This is a genomic window from Xenorhabdus sp. PB30.3 (genome assembly GCF_963895965.1).
GTDB classification, from domain to species: domain Bacteria; phylum Pseudomonadota; class Gammaproteobacteria; order Enterobacterales; family Enterobacteriaceae; genus Xenorhabdus; species Xenorhabdus stockiae.
The window spans coordinates 1-19,050 of sequence record NZ_CAWQMW010000057.1 but is presented as its reverse complement, the minus strand read 5'-3'; the positions used below and the strand labels follow the sequence as shown (position 1 = coordinate 19,050).

The following is a 19,050-nucleotide window of genomic DNA, read 5'->3' as shown; positions in this document are numbered from 1 at the left end:
TTTTTATCTCGGTTTAATAGCTGCAATACAGGCATCTAAAACTGATCAGAACAGTTCTTGGCTTTCACCATTCTCGATGACAGTCGTACCCGCCTCTGGTACGGAATATTCTGTCGGTTGAGTGCCCTCAATAAAATATTCTGCACGGGTATTTTTTCCACCGCTAGAGAGCTTACCCGTAGCCCGATCAATCGTGACAGACACAATGCCTTGAGGAGCCTCCATCAGTTTTTCAGGCACGCCTTCTAATGCCATTTTCATGAAGTCATCCCAGATTGGCTGAGCCGTTTTCGCTCCACCTTCTCCTTTCAGAGCCGGAGTACGTCCCAGACTTCTGCTGTGTTCATCAAAACCAATCCAGACTGTTGCCACCATATCCGGCCCATAACCAGAGAACCATGCATCTTTCGAACTATTGGTTGTCCCGGTTTTACCGCCAATATCACGACGTTTCAAATCGCGGGCGGCGCGCCAACCCGTTCCCATCCAGCCCGGTTCACCAAAGATGTTGGTTTTCAGGGCATCATGGATTAAAAATGCCAGTGGCGTGCTGATAACATGCGGAGCATATTGCTGATCATCAACGTACAGATTAGGCGCGACACTTTCCAGATCCGGCTGTGGTAGTAACACGGGGTTTTGGGAAACATCGGAATGAGCTACGTTCTCAATCGAATCTTCAGACAGCTCGATAGAGCGTGTTGTATCCCCGTAGATCACCGGAATATCAGTACATTGTGGGCAGGCAACCTTAGGTTTCGCTTCGTACAGAACTTTTCCTTCATCATTTTCAATTTTGTTAATGAAGTAAGGATCAACCAGATAGCCACCGTTCGCCATCACTGCATAGCCGCGTACTAACTGCATTGGTGTGAAAGAAGGTGAGCCCAGCGCCAGTGATTCTGTACGAACAACATTCTCTCCCGGTAAGCCAAAGCGTTTCAGATAGTCAGCCGCATAATCGACACCCATCGCACGCATAGCACGTACCATCACCACGTTCTTGGACTGCCCCAGTCCCTGACGCAAACGAACCGGGCCATCATAGGTCGGAGGCGAGTTTTTCGGGCGCCAGTCAGTACCTGCACCAGCATCCCAACGGCTGATAGGTGCATCATTCAGCAATGATGCCAGCGTCAGCCCTTTATCCATCGCAGCGGTATACAGGAATGGCTTGATATTGGAGCCAACCTGACGCAATGATTGAGTCACCCGGTTAAATTGGCTTAATTCAAAATTGAAACCTCCAACCAGCGCTTCTACCGCACCATTTATTGGGTTAATGGAGATCAACGCCGCATTCACTTCCGGCAATTGAGCCAGCCACCAGACGTTATTGACCTTTCTGACCCAGATCTGCTCACCAGCCCGAATGACGCTATTCACACTCTGTGGTGCCGGTCCTTGCAGGCTGTCAGTTTTGAACTGACGTGCCCAGCGGACTCCCGCCATAGTCAGCTCAACTCTGCTGCCATCTGTCAGCATCACTTCAGCCTGATTAGCATTAGATTTCATGACAACCGCAGGCAACAAAGGGCCATATTTCGGTAAGGCTTTCAGCTTATCGATAATCTTAAACTTGTTCCATGAAAGCTGGCCTGGCTTCCATAACACATCCTGAGCACCGCGATAACCATGACGCATATCATAATCAATCACATTAGTACGAACGGCATCGACGGCAGCCAGCTGGATTTTGCGTGTCACCGTGGTATAGACCTTATAACCATCCGTATACGCATTTTCACCATAACGGTTAATCAGATCCTGTCTGACCATTTCAGTCAGATAAGGTGCAGAAAACGCAATCTGCGGGGTGTGGTAACTGGCAACTAATTTCTCACTTCTGGCCTGATAATACTGCTGCTGAGTAATGTAGCCCTCTTCCAGCATACGCCCCAGCACCACATTACGGCGATTAGTCGCGCGCTCATAAGAATACAGCGGGTTTAAAGTTGAAGGGGCTTTCGGCAATCCGGCAATCATCGCCATTTCACTTAGTGTCAACTCATTCACGTTTTTGCCGAAATAAACATGCGCTGCAGCACCGACACCATACGCACGATAACCAAGATGGATCTTATTAAGATACAGCTCAAGAATTTCATCCTTGGTTAACATCTGCTCAATTCTAATCGCCAGAAATACTTCTTTCGCCTTACGAATCAAAGTCTTTTCCGGGGTAAGAAAAAAGTTTCTCGCAAGCTGCTGTGTGATGGTACTCGCTCCCTGAGAAGCGTGCCCCGAAGTCATCATAATGGAAGCAGCACGAATAATACCTATCGGATCAACACCGTGGTGTTCATAAAAACGGCTATCCTCTGTGGCAATAAAGGCTTTTACCAACAACGGAGGCATTTCGGATAGGGTAAGCGGTATACGGCGTTTTTCGCCATATTGAGCGATGAGTTCGCCATCAGCACTGAACACCTGCATCGGTGTCTGTAATCGGACATCCTTTAACGTCGCGACATCAGGTAACTGTGGCTCGATATATTTGTACAAACCAAAAATCGAGGCAGTTCCCAGAAAAATGCAAAAAACGACAAGGATCAAAAAATACTTTATGAACTTCACCTGAAATTTCTCACGCCATGTTAATGAGGCAGTTTATAAACGATTAGTACGTAGTATAAAGGCTATACAACACGATGAATATGACCTTTCATTAATTACTAATCACTGATAAGGAAATCACTATATGTACCCAGCCAAATGGTATATCGGCCTGGATATCCATAATCATTACATTCGTGCGCTTGCCGCCACTAAACGCCGTCACGGCTGGCAATTCCGGCACTGCTGGCACTACTCTTTATTTAATGAAACACCATCATTTAGTGAAACTCCCTTATTAAATCAGGTACCAAACACCCCTATCTCAGGGGGATGGTTACAGTATCCAGAAAAATTACGCAAAATTTTAACGCAGTGGCGGCAAATATTACCTAACAAGGTTAAATTAAGGCTGGCACTACCTGTTCAACAAACATTACAGAAACAAATTCCTCTGCCTCAGCACATCTCATTACAGGAGCCGGAACTCGGTTGGTTTGTCCGTGCTAATGCCGAAAAGCAATTCCCCACCACTGATCTGGCTCTCGATTATCGGGTACATGGGCAACAAATCTGTATAAGTGCTACCCGCCAAAAAGACCTTAATTTCTGGCTCAGCCTGCTCGCAGAAGTCGGTTTATCACCCGATGCCATCGATATTGCCCCCTGCGCATTACGCTATGTAGCCGAACTTGCCGGAATTCCCGGTAACAGCTGGCTGGTTCATCAACGGAAAACTGACTGGCTATGGCTGGCCCCGGCGAGCCTGCCTTTCAGTTATGGGCTGGTATCAACCCAGTCTCATGCCAGTCTGACACAGGTCATTAACCAGCTCCCCATTACTCCGGATGGGGAAAATTACCCGATTTATTACAGTGATGAACAACCCACCAGCCTTACTCCCATAAAGCAGCAGGCCGCGCCAGCAGGATCCGTTCAGGTCTGGCACCTACTGTCAGCATTTTGCCATTACCAGCCCCCAATACCGGAAAACATCGGTGCTTTCATGATAGCGGCAGGATTAGCACTACGACCGGATGACCAATGATGCATCAGGTGAATTTTCTACCCTGGCGACAGGCAAGGCTTAAACGTCGGTGCCATAAATGGGGGCTGTTCCTCGGGTTGCAACTGTTCCTGTGGATTGCCGCTCTGGTAATCATTTCAATAGAGCAAAAACAACAAATTGGACAATATCAAAACCAATTTACTGAAAATAGCCGCCAACTTGCGCAATTAAAACAAACTATCAGTGAAACAGAGCAGGCTGTTCATCAGCAACAACAGCTGGCTCAACAATTAAGGAAAAAACAGTTATTCATGGAGCAGAACCAGCGATATTTACAGCTATTTCGCCAGCTTCCTCACTTATTACCGGAAAAAAGCTGGCTAACCACATTCAGCGATGATTCCGGCCAATTAGTTTTTGCTGCCAATAGCCAGAGTTATGAAGATGTTTCTGATTTATTGGATAACCTGACAGGCAATATTTCACTTATCAATGTCCAACTGAAAAAAATGACAACGACATCTGAAGACTATCTCCGGGTATTTACCATTGATGCTGAGTGGTTGATGGGGAACAGTAATGAAAAATAATTATCTGGTGTGGTTATTTCGCCCTGCATGGCAATTATTTTTATTACAGCAATTGGTGATCGTTCCTCTTATTTTGGGGTTCTATTTTTTTGTCTGGCAGGACAATAAAGATGCCATTCATTCTTTTCGCTCCAAAATGGCAGAGCAGAAAAATGATATTACATTATCTCAAACCCGTTTTTCCGAACTACCGGACTTAACCGAACTCCACCAGCAGATCCAACAGATAACCGCTAATCTCGACTCAAATCGTCACATGATATCATCCCCGAAAGCTACGGTACTTAAACGGCTCCACCAGCCTTTAACCCGTTCCGGCAGCCAACTGATGGAATGGAAAAGCCACAAAGAAGGTCATCAGGTTTTATGGCATATCATATTGTCACTGACCTACGAGCAATTACTCCGCTTTCTGAGTGAAATTCAGCAGTTACGGCCATTATTGCTGATTAAACACCTCACAATCACCCCCGCCGATAATAGCCTGACCGTCCGCATGGTACTGGCAGATATGAGTCATGAGGAAAATATAAATTATGAGGAAAAGCAGCAATGAAGAATTGTGTTTACACCTTACTGGCTCTCCTGTTTTTATCCTTTTTCAGTTGTGCTGAAGATACTGAACCGGAAGAAACGGCTTTTTCCATAAATGTCAGAGATCCTTTCCGGCCGCCACACGACCCTATCAATGAAAATACGGCAGATGAAGCAACGGAGTTCCATCAGTCAGAACATGATGATCAGGAAATCGAATATCAGGTTATTACCCTGCAATACGCTGATGCAGGAAAAATAACAGAACAATTGCAAAAAAATACCCCAGCGTTGCTGACAAAATGGGGAAAAGTAGAACATGATGCTTTAACAAACAGCCTGATATTAGAAGATAAATTTGATGCTATTACTCGCATCAAAAACTGGCTGAAAGAAGTGGACACTCCACAACAACAAGTACAAATTACAGCGCATATTGTCACCAGCAGTAGAGAAGCTCTGCATGAATTAGGTATTCACTGGGGCATGACCGCCGATCCACTAAATCGGGCACTGGGGTTTAACCGACTGAACCTGCATCAGCCTGCGGGTAGCCAAAGCCATCGTTTAGTGCTGAATGCAGCCCGTATCCATGCCACTCTGCTGGAAATGGAACTCAGTGCATTAGAACAAGAAAATCAACTGGATATCATTGCCAGCCCACGACTGACAGCCTCACATCAGCAACCTGCCAGTATTAAACAGGGTTCTGATATTCCTTATATCGTACAGAATAAGGATAAAACAACGATTCAGTTTAAAGAGGCCGTATTGGGAATGGAGGTCACTCCACACATTTTAAAAAACGGAAAAATCCGGTTAATACTCAAGATCAGCCAGAATGCGCCCGGCCTTCCCATTAATCAGGGCGGAAATGAAAATCTGGCGATTGATAAACAAGAAATAATGACACAAGTTACCGTTAGAAATGGTGAAACGCTTATTTTAGGCGGTATTTTTCAACAGAAAAAAGGCGCCAGTCTGCAAAAAGTGCCCTACTTGTCAGAAATTCCTATATTGGGAGCATTATTTAACCAACAGGGAGAACGACATAGCCGAAGGGAGCTCGTAATTTTTATTACACCTCAATTGACCGATATTTAATCACATTAAAATATAGATATATTTATCAGTTAGTTAAATGCAGCATATGTGATTTTATCGCCCGATTATCAGCCATTTTCCTTGGTCTGACCTGTTTATGGATTTGACGCTGAGGGCAATTTAGCATACAAGGATTATCTAATTGAGTGAGCAGGTCTCTCATTACCAGCAAAAGCCTACCAAAATATTCATGGGTAGGGTTACAGTCAGCCAGAAAAAAAAGCATGAACCCGATTCAATCGGTTCGTGCTGATTTATATAGTTGCAATATAGGCTGATGTGCTGAGATAATTTTTCCATCTGATCTCACATTTCACTCATGAGGTTTCAGTTTAGGTCCCGCGGCTAATCTGATTGGCGGGGCGGGTTATCATTAACAAATAGTCTTAGTAATACCAAAAACATGGCAGAGAAACGCAATATCTTTCTGGTTGGGCCTATGGGTGCCGGCAAAAGCACTATTGGTCGTCAGTTAGCTCAGCAACTCAATATGGAGTTTTACGACTCCGATCAAGAAATTGAGCGACGTACCGGAGCTGACGTGGGCTGGGTATTCGATGTGGAAGGCGAAGAAGGCTTCCGTGAACGCGAAGAAAAAATAATTAACGAACTGACTGAGAAACAAGGCATTGTATTGGCAACTGGGGGGGGTTCTGTTAAGTCAAAAGAAACCCGCAATCGTCTGTCTGCCCGTGGTGTTGTCGTCTATTTAGAAACAACTATCGAAAAACAGTTAGCTCGTACCCAGCGCGACAAAAAACGCCCTTTACTTCAAGTTGATGCACCAGCACGTGAAGTTTTAGAAAATCTGGCTGATGAGCGCAATCCTCTGTATGAGGAAATTGCTGACCTGACAATACGTACAGATGAGCAAAGCGCCAAAGTTGTAGCTAATCAAATTATTGAATTATTGGAAAAAAATTAATTTCCGCGGATTCAATCCGTTGCAAAAAATAAGGCGAAAGCTGATATGGAACAAGTGATTGTTACGTTAGGTGAAAGAAGCTATCCAATTACCATCGCCCAAGGGCTGTTTTCGAGCAGTGAAGCATTCAGGCCCCTGCAATCTGGTCAGCAGGTCATGATAGTGACCAATGAAACACTGGCTCCCCTGTATCTTGAACAGGTGAAATCCACATTGCTGAATATGGGCCTTCGGGTGAATGAAGTTATCTTACCTGACGGTGAACAATACAAATCACTTTTTGTGCTCAATGATATATTTTCGGCCTTACTGGAAAATAATCATGCTCGGGACACAACGCTTATCGCTCTCGGTGGTGGTGTCATCGGTGATATGACGGGGTTTGCTGCTGCCAGCTATCAGCGCGGCACCCGTTTCATTCAGGTGCCCACCACTCTACTTTCTCAGGTTGACTCTTCTGTTGGTGGAAAAACCGGAGTCAACCACCCCCTCGGAAAAAACATGATTGGGGCGTTTTACCAGCCCGCCTCTGTGATCATTGATCTCAACTGCTTAAATACCCTGCCAGCCCAAGAGCTGTATGCAGGGCTGGCTGAAGTGATCAAATATGGCGTGATTCTGGACGGTGAATTTTTCGACTGGCTTGAAAGCAATATCGAAAAATTATTGGATCTCGATCATCAGGCTATGGCTTACTGCATTCGTCGTTGCTGTGAGCTGAAAGCCCTTGTTGTTGCAGCAGATGAGCATGAACGCTCAGGTATGCGGGCTTTATTAAATCTCGGCCATACTTTCGGGCATGCGATTGAAGCTGAAATGGGATACGGAGTCTGGCTGCACGGGCAAGCAGTCGCAGCAGGGATGGTCATGGCTGCACGGGCTTCTGAACTTGTTGGCTCATTCTCCGGTCAGGACACACAGCGCATTATCAGCCTGCTGGAAAGAGCAAAACTGCCTGTACATGGCCCGTCAGAAATGCCTCCTGAAAATTATTTACCTCATATGATGCGCGATAAAAAAGTCACTGCGGGCAAGCTTCGGCTGGTATTACCCACAGCTATCGGGAAAGCAGAACTTCGTTCTGATATCAGCACCGATGTCATATTAAATGCCATCCGACGTTGTCGTGAATGATCCCTAATTTTCTGGCTGTTTGCTATAAAATAGCTACATTGATAGATATATCCGATAGATTTTTCAAATAATGGGTATAATGTGAACAGCTTCAGTTAGGTCAGGCCGCCGAACCTATAATTCTATTATTAGTCACATAGCAATTGGCAGTATTATCTCATCAGCTGGGAGGGCATATGGACGAATTAAAATCAGAAAATAAACAAAAAACAGAAAACGAGTTTAAACCCGATACATCTGATCGTCCTCCTCAGCGATCACGCCCTCAGAAGCAGAATCCAAAACTGGCAATATCCCGTCAACAAATGATGATTGGAGCCGGTATCCTTGTGCTTCTACTGCTCATTATCGCTATCAGTTCTGCCCTGAAATCGCCAACAGAACATGAAAAGCAACAGTCATCAAATTCAGTCGAGAAAAGTATTAATCTATCCGGCACTTCATCATCTTCCGACAATGAGCAAAATAGCGCACAGGAAGCACCATCCACATCTGCAACTTCTGCCACTGACCATCCGCATGAAATCGGCATGCCGCCAATCAGCAGTACCCCTAGCCAGAACCTTTCCCCGACCAGCGGAACAGGAGGCTACAACCAACGTATCGAATTACCCGGTGATATTTCTGATGCTTTGAATCAGCAACAGAGCAATATCAACAATGCGGTACAAAAAAATACGGAACAGGAAAACCAGCCGGCACCACAACAGAGCCGTGTAAAGCAGACGACAGTAACACCGGTTGAACAGCAAAAAACCGAAAAACAACATAAGGTCGCCACAAAACCCGCAACGACTGACCATCAGACAAATAAGCAAAGTACTGCAAGTATCGGTGAAGACCTACTCAAAGTACCGGCAAATCGGTTTACACTCCAGTTAAGCAGCGCCAGTCGCCCGGATACCTTGATTGCTTTTGCGAAAAAGAATAACCTTTCCCATTACAAAGTTTATGAAACTAAACGTAATGATAAGACATGGTTTATTTTGATCTACGGTAGCTACAATTCCGCTTCTGACGCCAAAAAAGCGATTGCCTCACTCCCTGTAGACGTTCGGACACAAAAACCCTGGGTAAGAAAACTACAACAGGTTCATCAAGATCTGAAAAAATAAAACTATTTTGATTAGGCGCTGATATGCTGTCCTAAACAGAGTACAATCTGCGACTCTGAAATTATTGAATACTTTATTGACGGCATGAAAAAAAAACGCGCTTTCTTAAAATGGGCCGGTGGAAAATACCCCTTGGTGGATGATATTAAACGTCATCTGCCAGAGGGCGATCGCTTAGTTGAGCCATTTGTTGGCGCAGGCTCGGTATTCCTGAATACCGATTATGATTCTTATCTCTTATCAGATATCAATAGTGATCTGATCAATCTGTACGATACGGTAAAATTTCGTGCGGGTGAGTTTATTGATCATGTCCGTCCCTTATTTTCACCAGCATACAATACGTCTGAAACCTTCTATCGCCTGAGAGAAGAGTTCAACAAAAGCAAAGATCCATTCCATCGCAGCGTGTTGTTTCTGTATCTTAACCGTCACTGCTATAACGGCCTGTGTCGCTATAATTTACGCGGCGAGTTTAATGTTCCTTTCGGACGCTATAAAAAACCTTATTTTCCGGAAGATGAGCTGTATTGGTTCGCTGAAAAATCTAAGAAGGCTACTTTTATCTGCCAGCATTATGAAGTTGCATTAACTAATGTCCCAAAAGGTTCAGTGGTTTACTGCGACCCGCCATATGCTCCTCTTTCAGCAACCGCAAATTTTACAGCCTACCATACAAATAGTTTTAACCTGACAGACCAAGAAAATCTGGCGCGACTTGCCTATAATCTTTCGTCTCAACATGGTATTCCGGTGCTCATATCCAACCATGACACGCCGATGACACGTGAATGGTATCATCATGCTTCCCTTTACATTGTTAAAGCCCGCCGGACAATAAGTAGAAATATTCTTGCCCGCAGTAAAGTTGATGAACTTTTGGCGTTATACTGCCAGAAGTGATTGAGGTTTCCTGCCCCTGAAATAACGGGGATAAACAATGAATTGGAGAAGAGAATAATGAAGAAAGATTTTCTGATTGCCCCATCCATTCTATCTGCAGATTTCGCCCGTCTGGGTGAAGATACCGCAAAGGTGCTGGCTGCCGGTGCTGATGTTGTGCATTTTGACGTTATGGATAACCATTACGTACCAAACCTGACAATTGGCCCGATGGTCTGTCAGGCACTGCGCGATTATGGTATTACCGCTCCCATTGATGTTCATCTGATGGTGAAGCCTGTAGATCGCATTATCCCCGATTTTGCTAAGGCCGGTGCAACCTATATCACTTTCCATCCCGAAGCGAGTGAACATATTCACCGGACACTACAGCTGATTAAAGATCATGGCTGTAAAGCTGGTCTGGTATTCAATCCGGCAACACCTCTCAGCTATCTGGATTATGTACTGGATAAACTCGACGTTATTTTATTGATGTCAGTTAACCCCGGTTTCGGCGGTCAGTCTTTCATTCCGGAAACCCTACATAAATTGCGTCATGTCCGTAAAATTATCGATGAAAGCGGCTATGATATCCGTCTCGAAATTGATGGTGGTATCAAAGCCAACAACATCGCTGCGGCAGCTCAGGCTGGTGCAGATATGTTCGTTGCAGGCTCTGCTATTTTCAGTCAGCCTGACTATAAAGCAGTCATTGATGAAATGCGCAGTGAGTTATCAACAGTGGCATAACGACAGGCAACATGATGAAAAAAAATGTAGTACAAGCAATTCAGGCCATTGCATTTGATCTGGATGGAACGCTGGTAGACAGCGCCGGTGGGCTGGCAGATGCTCTGGATCAGGCCTTACTCACCAAAGGTCTGCCCGCAGCAGGCAAAGAACGCGTTGCTGTGTGGGTGGGTAATGGCGCGGACATCATGGTTGAACGTGCCCTAAAATGGGCTGTCGGAGAGTTTTCCCCTGAACTGTTCAGTGAAGTCCGCAGTCTGTTCGATAAATTCTATGAAACTACCGTTACAACGGGCAGCAAACTGTTTCCTCATGTCAAAGAAACTCTGGCTGAGCTGGCAAAACACAACCTGCCGATGGCAATTATTACTAATAAGCCGACACCTTTTATTGCTCCATTACTGGAATCTCTTGGTATCAGTCAATACTTTTCACTGGTACTGGGAGGAGACGATGTTAAACAGAAAAAACCTCACCCGGCGCCACTGTATCTGACAATGGGCATGCTTGGTTTAAATAAAGATGAATTGCTTTTTGTTGGTGATTCCCGTAATGATATTTTGGCTGCACAGGCGGCAGGCTGCCCTTGTGTTGGCTTAACCTATGGATATAACTATGGGGAATCAATAGCATTAAATCACCCGGATTATGTACTAGACAATTTCCCGGATTTACTACCAACAATTGGATTACCAACTTTGAACTTACAGGAAGCGTAATAAAATGAACGAACCCACAGCAACGAAACCAAAAACACAGAAACCTATTGTATTCAGCGGCGCACAACCCTCCGGTGAATTGACCATCGGTAACTACATGGGAGCGTTACGTCAGTGGGTTCAGATGCAGGATGAATATGATTGCATCTATTGTATTGTTAACCAGCACAGTATTACCGTACGTCAGGATCCTGAAGAACTGAAAAAACGCACGCTGGATACGCTGGCACTTTACCTTGCCTGTGGTATCGATCCAAAGAAAAGCACTATTTTCGTACAATCACACGTACCTCAGCATAACCAGCTAGCCTGGGCACTGAATTGTTATACCTATTTCGGCGAACTCAGCCGCATGACACAGTTTAAGGATAAGTCCGCCCGTTTCCCTGAAAATATTAACGCGGGTCTGTTTAACTATCCTGTACTGATGGCTGCTGACATTTTGCTTTATCAGGCTAATCAGATCCCTGTAGGTATTGATCAGAAACAGCACCTTGAATTGACGCGTGATTTAGCACAACGTTTCAATGCTCTTTACGGTGAGATTTTCACGATCCCGGAACCTTTCATTCCGAAAGAAGGCGCTCGTGTCATGTCATTACAAGAGCCGAGCAAGAAAATGTCGAAGTCTGATGATAACCGCAATAATGTCATTGCTCTGTTGGAAGACCCGAAATCTGTTGCCAAGAAAATCAAACGTGCAGTCACCGATTCTGAAGAGCCACCTCGTGTCCGCTATGATTTGGAAAACAAACCGGGTGTTTCCAATCTGCTGGATATCCTGTCAGGTGTAACAGGCAAAACCATCCCTGAATTGGAAGCCGAGTTCGAAGGAAGAATGTACGGCCACCTGAAAGGTGCGGTTGCAGACGCAGTGTGTGAAATGCTGGCTGACTTGCAGGAACGTTATCACCATTTCCGTAATGATGAAGCTCTGCTTAACCAAGTCATGGCAGAAGGGGCAGCAAAAGCACAGGCTCGTGCTCAGGAAACCCTGAATAAGGTTTATGAAGCAATTGGGTTTATTACCCATCCGTAATAGTCGTTACATGTCAAAGGGTTATTAACGCTGACCCTTTGACATATATACATGGCTTAAGTAACAAACAATTGAATACCTGTTTAAAAATAGAAAATTTACTTATTTCCCAAATAAGCGGTGACTAAAACTCTCTATTTTTCCAAGTAATATCCGCTTCTGCATCGTAAGATTCCAGCTGGCAGATAGCCCGGCAGCTCCCATTAAACGACGATATTGTTCTTCATCAAATGGGCTATGGAAAGCAATGGAAATGGCTTCTTTCACAGAAACATCACTATTCCGACTGAGAAGTTTTATTGGTTCACCCGCACAGGTTACACCTGAAGAGATCACGCGGTATAACCAGCCGCAATAGCCTCTGTCCTGCATGATGGCAGCAAAATTCTCAATACCGGTAATGATATTAAGTTTATAACAAGGCGAACGGGGCTGAGTTACCTGAATAATTGCCTCTCCCCACTGGAAAATGTCTCCGATATAAACACTCTCTTCTGTCATCCCTTCCGTTGATATATTTTCACCAAAGAGAGGGGGGACAAATAATTCCATTAATTCAGGAAATTGCCTTTTCCAAAATAAATAATGTTCCATCGGATAATGGCAAAGTGCACGATCCGGCCCGCCATGAAAGCGGGCTTCAGCCTGTTCATCACCTTCCAGTCCCAGAGAAGTAAGCTGTAAACTGCCATTTACCAGCAGCTTATTGATTGCAGAGGATCCCAATTTCTCGGAGGAGATTATTTTTCCTCTATATATCTGCGGGTAATACATTTCCATTTCTCCTCAATAAACAAATAATGAACAGACAGTCAGTAAAACAAGCGGTTAATTCCGACCTTCATAACCATCCATATAAGTAGCAGATATAGCTTCGGACATTGCCTTACGCCATTTTAGTGAAGGGCCTTCGCTGCTCTCATAAACTCTACCCTCAAAATGTGATGTTCTCCGAATTGAATTCAAGAATTCATCACCTTTTAAATAAATTACCCGTTGCTGCGCCTCTTCAGGGGACACCCCTGCTTCTCTATCCTTCTTACCCAACTGCCAGAATTGTTCAAAAAATGGTACTGAAAGCTCGATACTATCGTAGATTTTGGTTCTGAAATTGGGGTCGAAATCATCATTAGAAGCATAAACAAAATGCTTGGCATTACGTTCGGCACTTGTTTTGGGCTGTGCACAGCCAGACATTAGTAGAGAGGATACTATAAGGGTTGTAATCGTTATGACAGCGTTCTTTTTCATTATGTGCCTTTAATCGCGAAACAAGAAAAAATCGAATGATAGCGAAAATTATGACCAATAAAAATGCTGACCACGGTTATGATCAGCACTTTTTGAAAGATGAAGATAATAGCTATTATTTAATTTTTTCTTCGTAGCGCCTTGCTGCTTCATCCCAATTTACGACATGCCAGAATGCCTTAATATAATCAGGGCGGCGATTTTGATATTTAAGGTAGTAAGCATGTTCCCATACATCTAGCCCTAAAATGGGATAACCGGAAGTACCGGAAATTTCTTGTCCCATCAATGGGCTATCCTGATTTGCAGTAGAAACAACTTCAAGTTTTCCGTCTTCTTTCAGTACAAGCCAAGCCCAGCCAGAACCAAAACGGGTTGCTGCTGCCTGTTCGAATTTTGTTTTGAAAGCATCAATACTGCCAAAATCCCGTTCTATCGCTGCTTTTAAAGCACCGGATAACGTTGTATCTAATTTCAGCCCCTTCCAGAACATGCTGTGATTTGAATGACCCCCTGCGTTATTACGCATAAAAGTACGTTTATCAGCCGGGATCCTGTCAAGCTGCTGAACCAGATCATCAATGTCCAGACCAGCTAGTTCAGGGAAATTTTCCAGTGCTGTATTGGTATTTGCAACGTAAGTTTGATGGTGCTTGGTATGATGAATAAGCATCGTTTGTTCATCAAAGTGAGGTTCCAGAGCATCATAAGAATAAGGCAAGGAAGGTAATGAATGACTCATATTAAATCTCCAGTTGTTTAAAATACATACACCCTTTATTTATTGGGGATGAAGATCACACCTTGTAAGCAACAGGATTATTATAGTGAATCAAACGATAATGAAAATGATTATCAATTCCATATTATCACTGTGGTTTCCTTTCCTTTTGTATTTAATCTATAAATAAGAATAAATAACCAAATAAAATCCAATAGTTAGTTAATTTTTCCAAAAATGAGATTATGAATGACGGTATATTTTATATAAATACACCGCATTAAATGTTCCCTTCATAACATTCATTATCTCTATTGCGTGATCTTCCGCGCAAAAAAGAAACAAAAATTCTTCTTACACTTTAGTTAACCTTGTTTTGACATAGTATTAACAATTGCAAGGAGATAAAAATATGACTCAAATAATTAAGCACCCTATTCCTGCTGACATCGCAGAAACAGCCCTGATAAACAAACAACAATATCTGCAAGAATATCAACGCTCACTACAGGATCCTGAGGGGTTCTGGGGAGAGAAAGGTAAAATTGTCGATTGGATAAAACCTTATACAAAGGTGAAAAATACCTCTTTCGACCCCGGGCATATTAGTATCCGCTGGTTTGAAGATGGCACACTTAACCTAAGTGCGAACTGCCTTGACCGCCATTTACAGGAGCGAGGCCATCAAACTGCCATTATCTGGGAAGGGGACAATCCGGCTGAATCCAGACATGTTACGTATCAGGAGCTATACCACGATGTCTGCCAGTTCGCCAATGTCTTGAAAAAACTCGGGGTCAAAAAAGGCGATGTTGTCGCTATTTATATGCCAATGGTGCCAGAAGCCGCTGTCGCCATGCTGGCTTGTGCCCGGGTTGGCGCGATTCACTCCGTAATTTTCGGCGGCTTTTCTCCTGATGCAATTTCCGGTCGAATTATCGATTCAAATGCGAAGTTAATCATCACAGCCAATGAAGGTTTACGAGCTGGCCGAGTTGTTCCGCTGAAAAAAAATGTCGATGATGCACTAAGCAATCCGGCTGTGACAAATGTGACTAATGTTGTCGTCTTCAAACGTACCAATAATGCAACAAATTGGCATACCGGACGCGATCTCTGGTGGCATGAATTAACCAAAGAGATTAGTTCAGATTGCCCTGCTGAAGAGATGAATGCCGAAGATCCGTTATTTATTCTTTATACATCAGGTTCAACAGGTAAGCCTAAAGGTGTTCTACATACCTCTGGTGGTTATCTGGTCTATGCATCTTTGACATTCAAATATACGTTTGATTACCGCTCCGGCGAAGTTTACTGGTGCACAGCTGATGTAGGCTGGGTAACCGGCCATAGTTACTTGCTTTATGGCCCTCTCTCCTGTGGTGCAACAACCTTAATGTTTGAAGGTGTGCCAAACTATCCCGATGTGAATCGTCTCTGTCAGGTTGTAGATAAACATCAGGTCAATATCCTCTATACCGCACCAACAGCCATTCGAGCGTTAATGGCAGAAGGGGATAAAGCCATTGAAGGCACCAAACGCACATCATTACGCATCATGGGGTCAGTGGGTGAACCCATCAATCCAGAAGCCTGGGAATGGTACTACAAGAAAATAGGCAACAGTAAATGCCCTATTGTCGATACGTGGTGGCAAACAGAAACAGGTGGATTCATGATCACGCCGTTGCCCGGAGCAACCGATCTCAAAGCTGGATCAGCCACACTGCCATTCTTCGGCGTAAGCCCGGCAATAGTCGATAATACCGGAGAAACCTTAAGTGGCGAGAGTGAAGGTAATCTTGTCATTATCGATTCATGGCCGGGACAAGCTCGTACATTGTTTGGTGATCATGACCGTTTTGAGCAAACCTATTTTTCTACCTTCAAAGGCGTTTATTTCAGCGGTGATGGCGCCAGACGAGATGAAGATGGTTATTACTGGATTACCGGTCGTGTTGATGATGTGCTGAATATTTCAGGCCATCGATTGGGAACCGCAGAAATTGAATCTGCGTTGGTTGCTCATCCCAAAATTGCAGAAGCGGCTGTTGTCGGGATACCACACCGTATTAAAGGGCAGGCAATTTATGCTTATGTCACGTTAATTCATGGTGAAGAACCTTCTCCTGATTTGTATGCAGAAGTCAGAAGTTGGGTTCGCAAAGAAATCGGCCCAATTGCGACTCCGGACATCCTGCACTGGACTGATTCTCTGCCAAAAACACGTTCAGGAAAAATTATGCGGCGTATTTTACGCAAAATTGCTTCCGGTGATACTGGCAACTTAGGTGATACTTCCACTTTGGCTGATCCCGGCGTTGTGGAAAAATTATTGGAAGAAAAGCAATCCATAATGATGCCTTAATGTACATGCTATAAGGCACATATAGTACACATGCACGCCGCCGCAAGGCGGCTTGGTAAACATCATCAAAAAATACAGAACTGTTCAGGGACGTGGCAGATAGTCATGCATTCTCTCGAATGTTGCTGTCCGTATCTGGCAACCCTTAATGTTGTTTAAGGTTCGTCCTTTAATACCTAAAAGGAGATAGCCTGATGAGTACCGATATTTATCAAGAAATCGAAAACAACCCTCACTTTAAAGAGTTAATTGAAAAGCGTGGGCGCTTTGCCTGGTTGTTATCTGCCATTATGTTAATACTTTATGTTAGTTTTATTTTCCTCATCGCTTTTGCTCCTGGATGGCTTGGCACACCTCTTTATGAGGGTTCCAGCATGACTCGTGGTATTCCTGTGGGTGTCGGTATTATTTTTATTTCTTTTATATTAACGGGGATTTACGTCATCAGAGCGAACGGTGAATTTGATCGTTTAACCTCAGCTATTCTCAATGAGGTGAGAAAATGAGAAAACTTGTCCTATCAACAATCGCGTTATTTTCTTCCCTCTACCCCATCCTCACTCAAGCAGATGCCATTTCAGGTAATGTAGAAAAACAACCTTTAAATATTCAGGCAATCATCATGTTCCTGTTATTTGTCGGGTTCACACTCTACATCACTTATTGGGCATCAAAACGGACAATTTCACGTTCTGATTACTATACCGCAGGCGGGCGGATCACTGGCTTCCAAAACGGTATGGCGATTGCAGGCGATTATATGTCTGCAGCATCATTTTTGGGGATTTCAGCGCTGGTTTATACCTCCGGTTATGATGGCCTTATTTATTCTATTGGTTTCCTTGTCGGCTGGCCGATTATTTTGTTCCTAATTGCAGAACGATTAAGAAATCTAGGACGCTACACATTCGCTGATGTTGCTTCTTACCGACTAAAACAGCGCCCAATCCGTACATTATCAGCAGTAGGCTCGCTGGTTGTTGTTGCTTTATACCTGATTGCACAGATGGTTGGAGCAGGAAAACTCATCGAATTATTATTTGGGCTGAATTACTACATCGCTGTGGTTTTAGTTGGTATTTTGATGGTTCTGTATGTGCTGTTTGGCGGAATGCTGGCAACAACATGGGTGCAAATTATTAAAGCAATCTTGTTATTGGCAGGTGCCACATTCATGGCGTTGATGGTCATGAAAGCCGTAAATTTCAACTTCAATACCCTGTTTAAAGAAGCTATTGCCGTTCACTCAAATGGCCAAAAAATTATGAGTCCCGGTGGATTAGTTTCTGACCCAATATCTGCGCTCTCTTTAGGATTAGCGTTAATGTTTGGTACCGCAGGTTTACCACATATCATTATGCGATTCTTTACCGTTAATGATGCCAAAGAAGCTCGTAAAAGTGTTTTCTATGCCACCGGATTTATCGGTTATTTCTATATTCTGACATTTATTATCGGATTTGGCGCAATACTGTTAGTCAGCCCTAATGCTGCATTTAAAGATGGTTCCGGCGCATTACTCGGTGGAACTAATATGGCTGCAGTTCACCTTGCAACAGCTGTGGGTGGGGATTTCTTCCTCGGATTCATCTCTGCTGTCGCCTTTGCCACCATTTTAGCTGTAGTTGCGGGATTAACACTTGCAGGTGCCTCAGCTGTTTCTCATGACCTCTATGCAAATGTGATTAAACAAGGTCAGGCTAATGAACGGGATGAATTAAGAATTTCCAAAATTACGGTTGTTTTTCTCGGGGTTATCGCCATTGGGTTAGGTATTTTATTCGAAAAACAAAATATTGCCTTTATGGTCGGTCTGGCTTTCTCTATTGCAGCAAGCTGTAATTTCCCGATTATTTTGCTGTCAATGTACTGGAACAAACTGACAACACGAGGTGCACTCATTGGCGGGTGGCTGGGATTAATAATAGCTGTTGTGCTCATGATCCTAGGCCCAACAATCTGGGTTAGTATTCTTGGACATGAAAAACCCATTTATCCCTACGAATATCCAGCTTTATTTTCCATGATTGTGGCATTTGCCGGTGCGTGGTTCTTTTCTATCACTGACACATCAGAACAAGGCCAGCAGGAACGCGAAATGTTTCGCAGACAATTCTTGCGTTCACAGACAGGAATTGGAATTGAACAAGGAAAAGCACATTAATTTCTTCAGGTTTAAAATGCAAAAAAGCCATCCGGTGAAGGATGGCTTCTCTGTCAAATTGATGTCTGGCAGTTCCCTACTCTCACATGGGGAGACCCCACACTACCATCGGCGCTACGGCGTTTCACTGCTGAGTTCGGCATGGGGTCAGGTGGGACCACCGCGCTATTGCCGCCAGACAAATTC

Annotated in this window: 18 protein-coding genes and 1 rRNA gene; 14 read left to right on the top strand and 5 right to left on the bottom strand. The window is 44.0% G+C overall.

Annotated elements, in window-relative coordinates; translation table 11 throughout:
* Positions 1-45: 45 nt before the first annotated feature.
* The gene (gene mrcA, locus AACX38_RS04560; protein WP_228863627.1) at positions 46-2,577 is read right to left on the bottom strand and encodes a peptidoglycan glycosyltransferase/peptidoglycan DD-transpeptidase MrcA; all 2,532 of its coding nucleotides are present in this window, start codon (positions 2,575-2,577) and stop codon (positions 46-48) included.
* A 124-nt stretch (positions 2,578-2,701) separates the two neighbouring features.
* Here mrcA and AACX38_RS04555 point away from each other — a divergent pair, with 124 nt between their 5' ends.
* The 11 genes from AACX38_RS04555 to trpS all read left to right on the top strand — a co-directional run bounded on the left by AACX38_RS04555 (position 2,702) and on the right by trpS (position 12,360).
* A complete protein-coding gene (locus AACX38_RS04555; protein ID WP_228863626.1) occupies positions 2,702-3,604 on the top strand; it encodes a hypothetical protein in 903 nt (300 codons plus the stop codon).
* On the top strand, positions 3,601-4,155 hold the full coding sequence (locus tag AACX38_RS04550; RefSeq protein ID WP_339385656.1) for a PilN domain-containing protein: 555 nt from the start codon (positions 3,601-3,603) through the stop codon (positions 4,153-4,155). The genes AACX38_RS04555 and AACX38_RS04550 overlap by 4 nt, the downstream gene beginning before the upstream one ends.
* Positions 4,145-4,711: a hypothetical protein gene (locus AACX38_RS04545; protein ID WP_228863624.1), complete on the top strand. Its 567-nt coding sequence runs from the start codon at positions 4,145-4,147 to the stop codon at positions 4,709-4,711. Before AACX38_RS04550 ends, AACX38_RS04545 begins: the two co-directional genes overlap by 11 nt.
* Entirely contained in the window at positions 4,708-5,793 is a 1,086-nt protein-coding gene (locus AACX38_RS04540) for a secretin N-terminal domain-containing protein (RefSeq protein WP_228863623.1), read from the top strand. Before AACX38_RS04545 ends, AACX38_RS04540 begins: the two co-directional genes overlap by 4 nt.
* A gap of 403 nt (positions 5,794-6,196) precedes the next feature.
* A complete protein-coding gene (aroK, locus tag AACX38_RS04535) occupies positions 6,197-6,718 on the top strand; it encodes a shikimate kinase AroK (RefSeq protein WP_038260059.1) in 522 nt (173 codons plus the stop codon).
* Positions 6,719-6,763: 45 nt separating this feature from the next.
* The gene (aroB, locus tag AACX38_RS04530; protein ID WP_228863622.1) at positions 6,764-7,852 is read left to right on the top strand and encodes a 3-dehydroquinate synthase; all 1,089 of its coding nucleotides are present in this window, start codon (positions 6,764-6,766) and stop codon (positions 7,850-7,852) included.
* A 176-nt stretch (positions 7,853-8,028) separates the two neighbouring features.
* On the top strand, positions 8,029-8,967 hold the full coding sequence (locus tag AACX38_RS04525; RefSeq protein ID WP_228863621.1) for an SPOR domain-containing protein: 939 nt from the start codon (positions 8,029-8,031) through the stop codon (positions 8,965-8,967).
* Between the two features lie 84 nt (positions 8,968-9,051).
* Positions 9,052-9,870: an adenine-specific DNA-methyltransferase gene (gene dam / locus AACX38_RS04520; protein WP_228863620.1), complete on the top strand. Its 819-nt coding sequence runs from the start codon at positions 9,052-9,054 to the stop codon at positions 9,868-9,870.
* Between the two features lie 57 nt (positions 9,871-9,927).
* On the top strand, positions 9,928-10,602 hold the full coding sequence (gene rpe, locus AACX38_RS04515; protein ID WP_099111050.1) for a ribulose-phosphate 3-epimerase: 675 nt from the start codon (positions 9,928-9,930) through the stop codon (positions 10,600-10,602).
* A 14-nt stretch (positions 10,603-10,616) separates the two neighbouring features.
* Entirely contained in the window at positions 10,617-11,321 is a 705-nt protein-coding gene (locus tag AACX38_RS04510) for a phosphoglycolate phosphatase (RefSeq protein WP_228863619.1), read from the top strand.
* 4 nt (positions 11,322-11,325) lie between these two features.
* Positions 11,326-12,360 (top strand): tryptophan--tRNA ligase, encoded by a 1,035-nt coding sequence (trpS, locus tag AACX38_RS04505; RefSeq protein ID WP_228863618.1) that lies wholly within the window; start codon positions 11,326-11,328, stop codon positions 12,358-12,360.
* A 102-nt stretch (positions 12,361-12,462) separates the two neighbouring features.
* On the opposite strand, the gene yiiM is transcribed toward trpS, so the two are convergent.
* The 3 genes from yiiM to sodA all read right to left on the bottom strand — a co-directional run bounded on the left by yiiM (position 12,463) and on the right by sodA (position 14,353).
* Positions 12,463-13,134: a 6-hydroxyaminopurine reductase gene (gene yiiM, locus AACX38_RS04500; protein ID WP_228858205.1), complete on the bottom strand. Its 672-nt coding sequence runs from the start codon at positions 13,132-13,134 to the stop codon at positions 12,463-12,465.
* Positions 13,135-13,188: 54 nt separating this feature from the next.
* Positions 13,189-13,611 (bottom strand): Exc2 family lipoprotein, encoded by a 423-nt coding sequence (locus tag AACX38_RS04495; protein WP_228863617.1) that lies wholly within the window; start codon positions 13,609-13,611, stop codon positions 13,189-13,191.
* 115 nt (positions 13,612-13,726) lie between these two features.
* Positions 13,727-14,353 (bottom strand): superoxide dismutase [Mn], encoded by a 627-nt coding sequence (gene sodA, locus AACX38_RS04490; protein WP_228863616.1) that lies wholly within the window; start codon positions 14,351-14,353, stop codon positions 13,727-13,729.
* A 391-nt stretch (positions 14,354-14,744) separates the two neighbouring features.
* Here sodA and acs point away from each other — a divergent pair, with 391 nt between their 5' ends.
* From acs to actP, 3 genes are all read left to right on the top strand, one after another.
* Positions 14,745-16,700 (top strand): acetate--CoA ligase, encoded by a 1,956-nt coding sequence (gene acs / locus AACX38_RS04485; RefSeq protein WP_228863615.1) that lies wholly within the window; start codon positions 14,745-14,747, stop codon positions 16,698-16,700.
* 194 nt (positions 16,701-16,894) lie between these two features.
* Positions 16,895-17,206 carry a DUF485 domain-containing protein gene (locus AACX38_RS04480; RefSeq protein ID WP_228863614.1) on the top strand — a complete coding sequence of 104 codons (312 nt, stop codon included), beginning with the start codon at positions 16,895-16,897 and terminating at the stop codon, positions 17,204-17,206.
* Entirely contained in the window at positions 17,203-18,864 is a 1,662-nt protein-coding gene (gene actP / locus AACX38_RS04475) for a cation/acetate symporter ActP (RefSeq protein ID WP_099120452.1), read from the top strand. Before AACX38_RS04480 ends, actP begins: the two co-directional genes overlap by 4 nt.
* A 63-nt stretch (positions 18,865-18,927) precedes the next feature.
* Here the strand turns inward: actP and rrf are convergent.
* A 5S ribosomal RNA gene (gene rrf, locus AACX38_RS04470) occupies positions 18,928-19,043 on the bottom strand.
* Between the last annotated feature and the right edge of the window lie 7 nt (positions 19,044-19,050).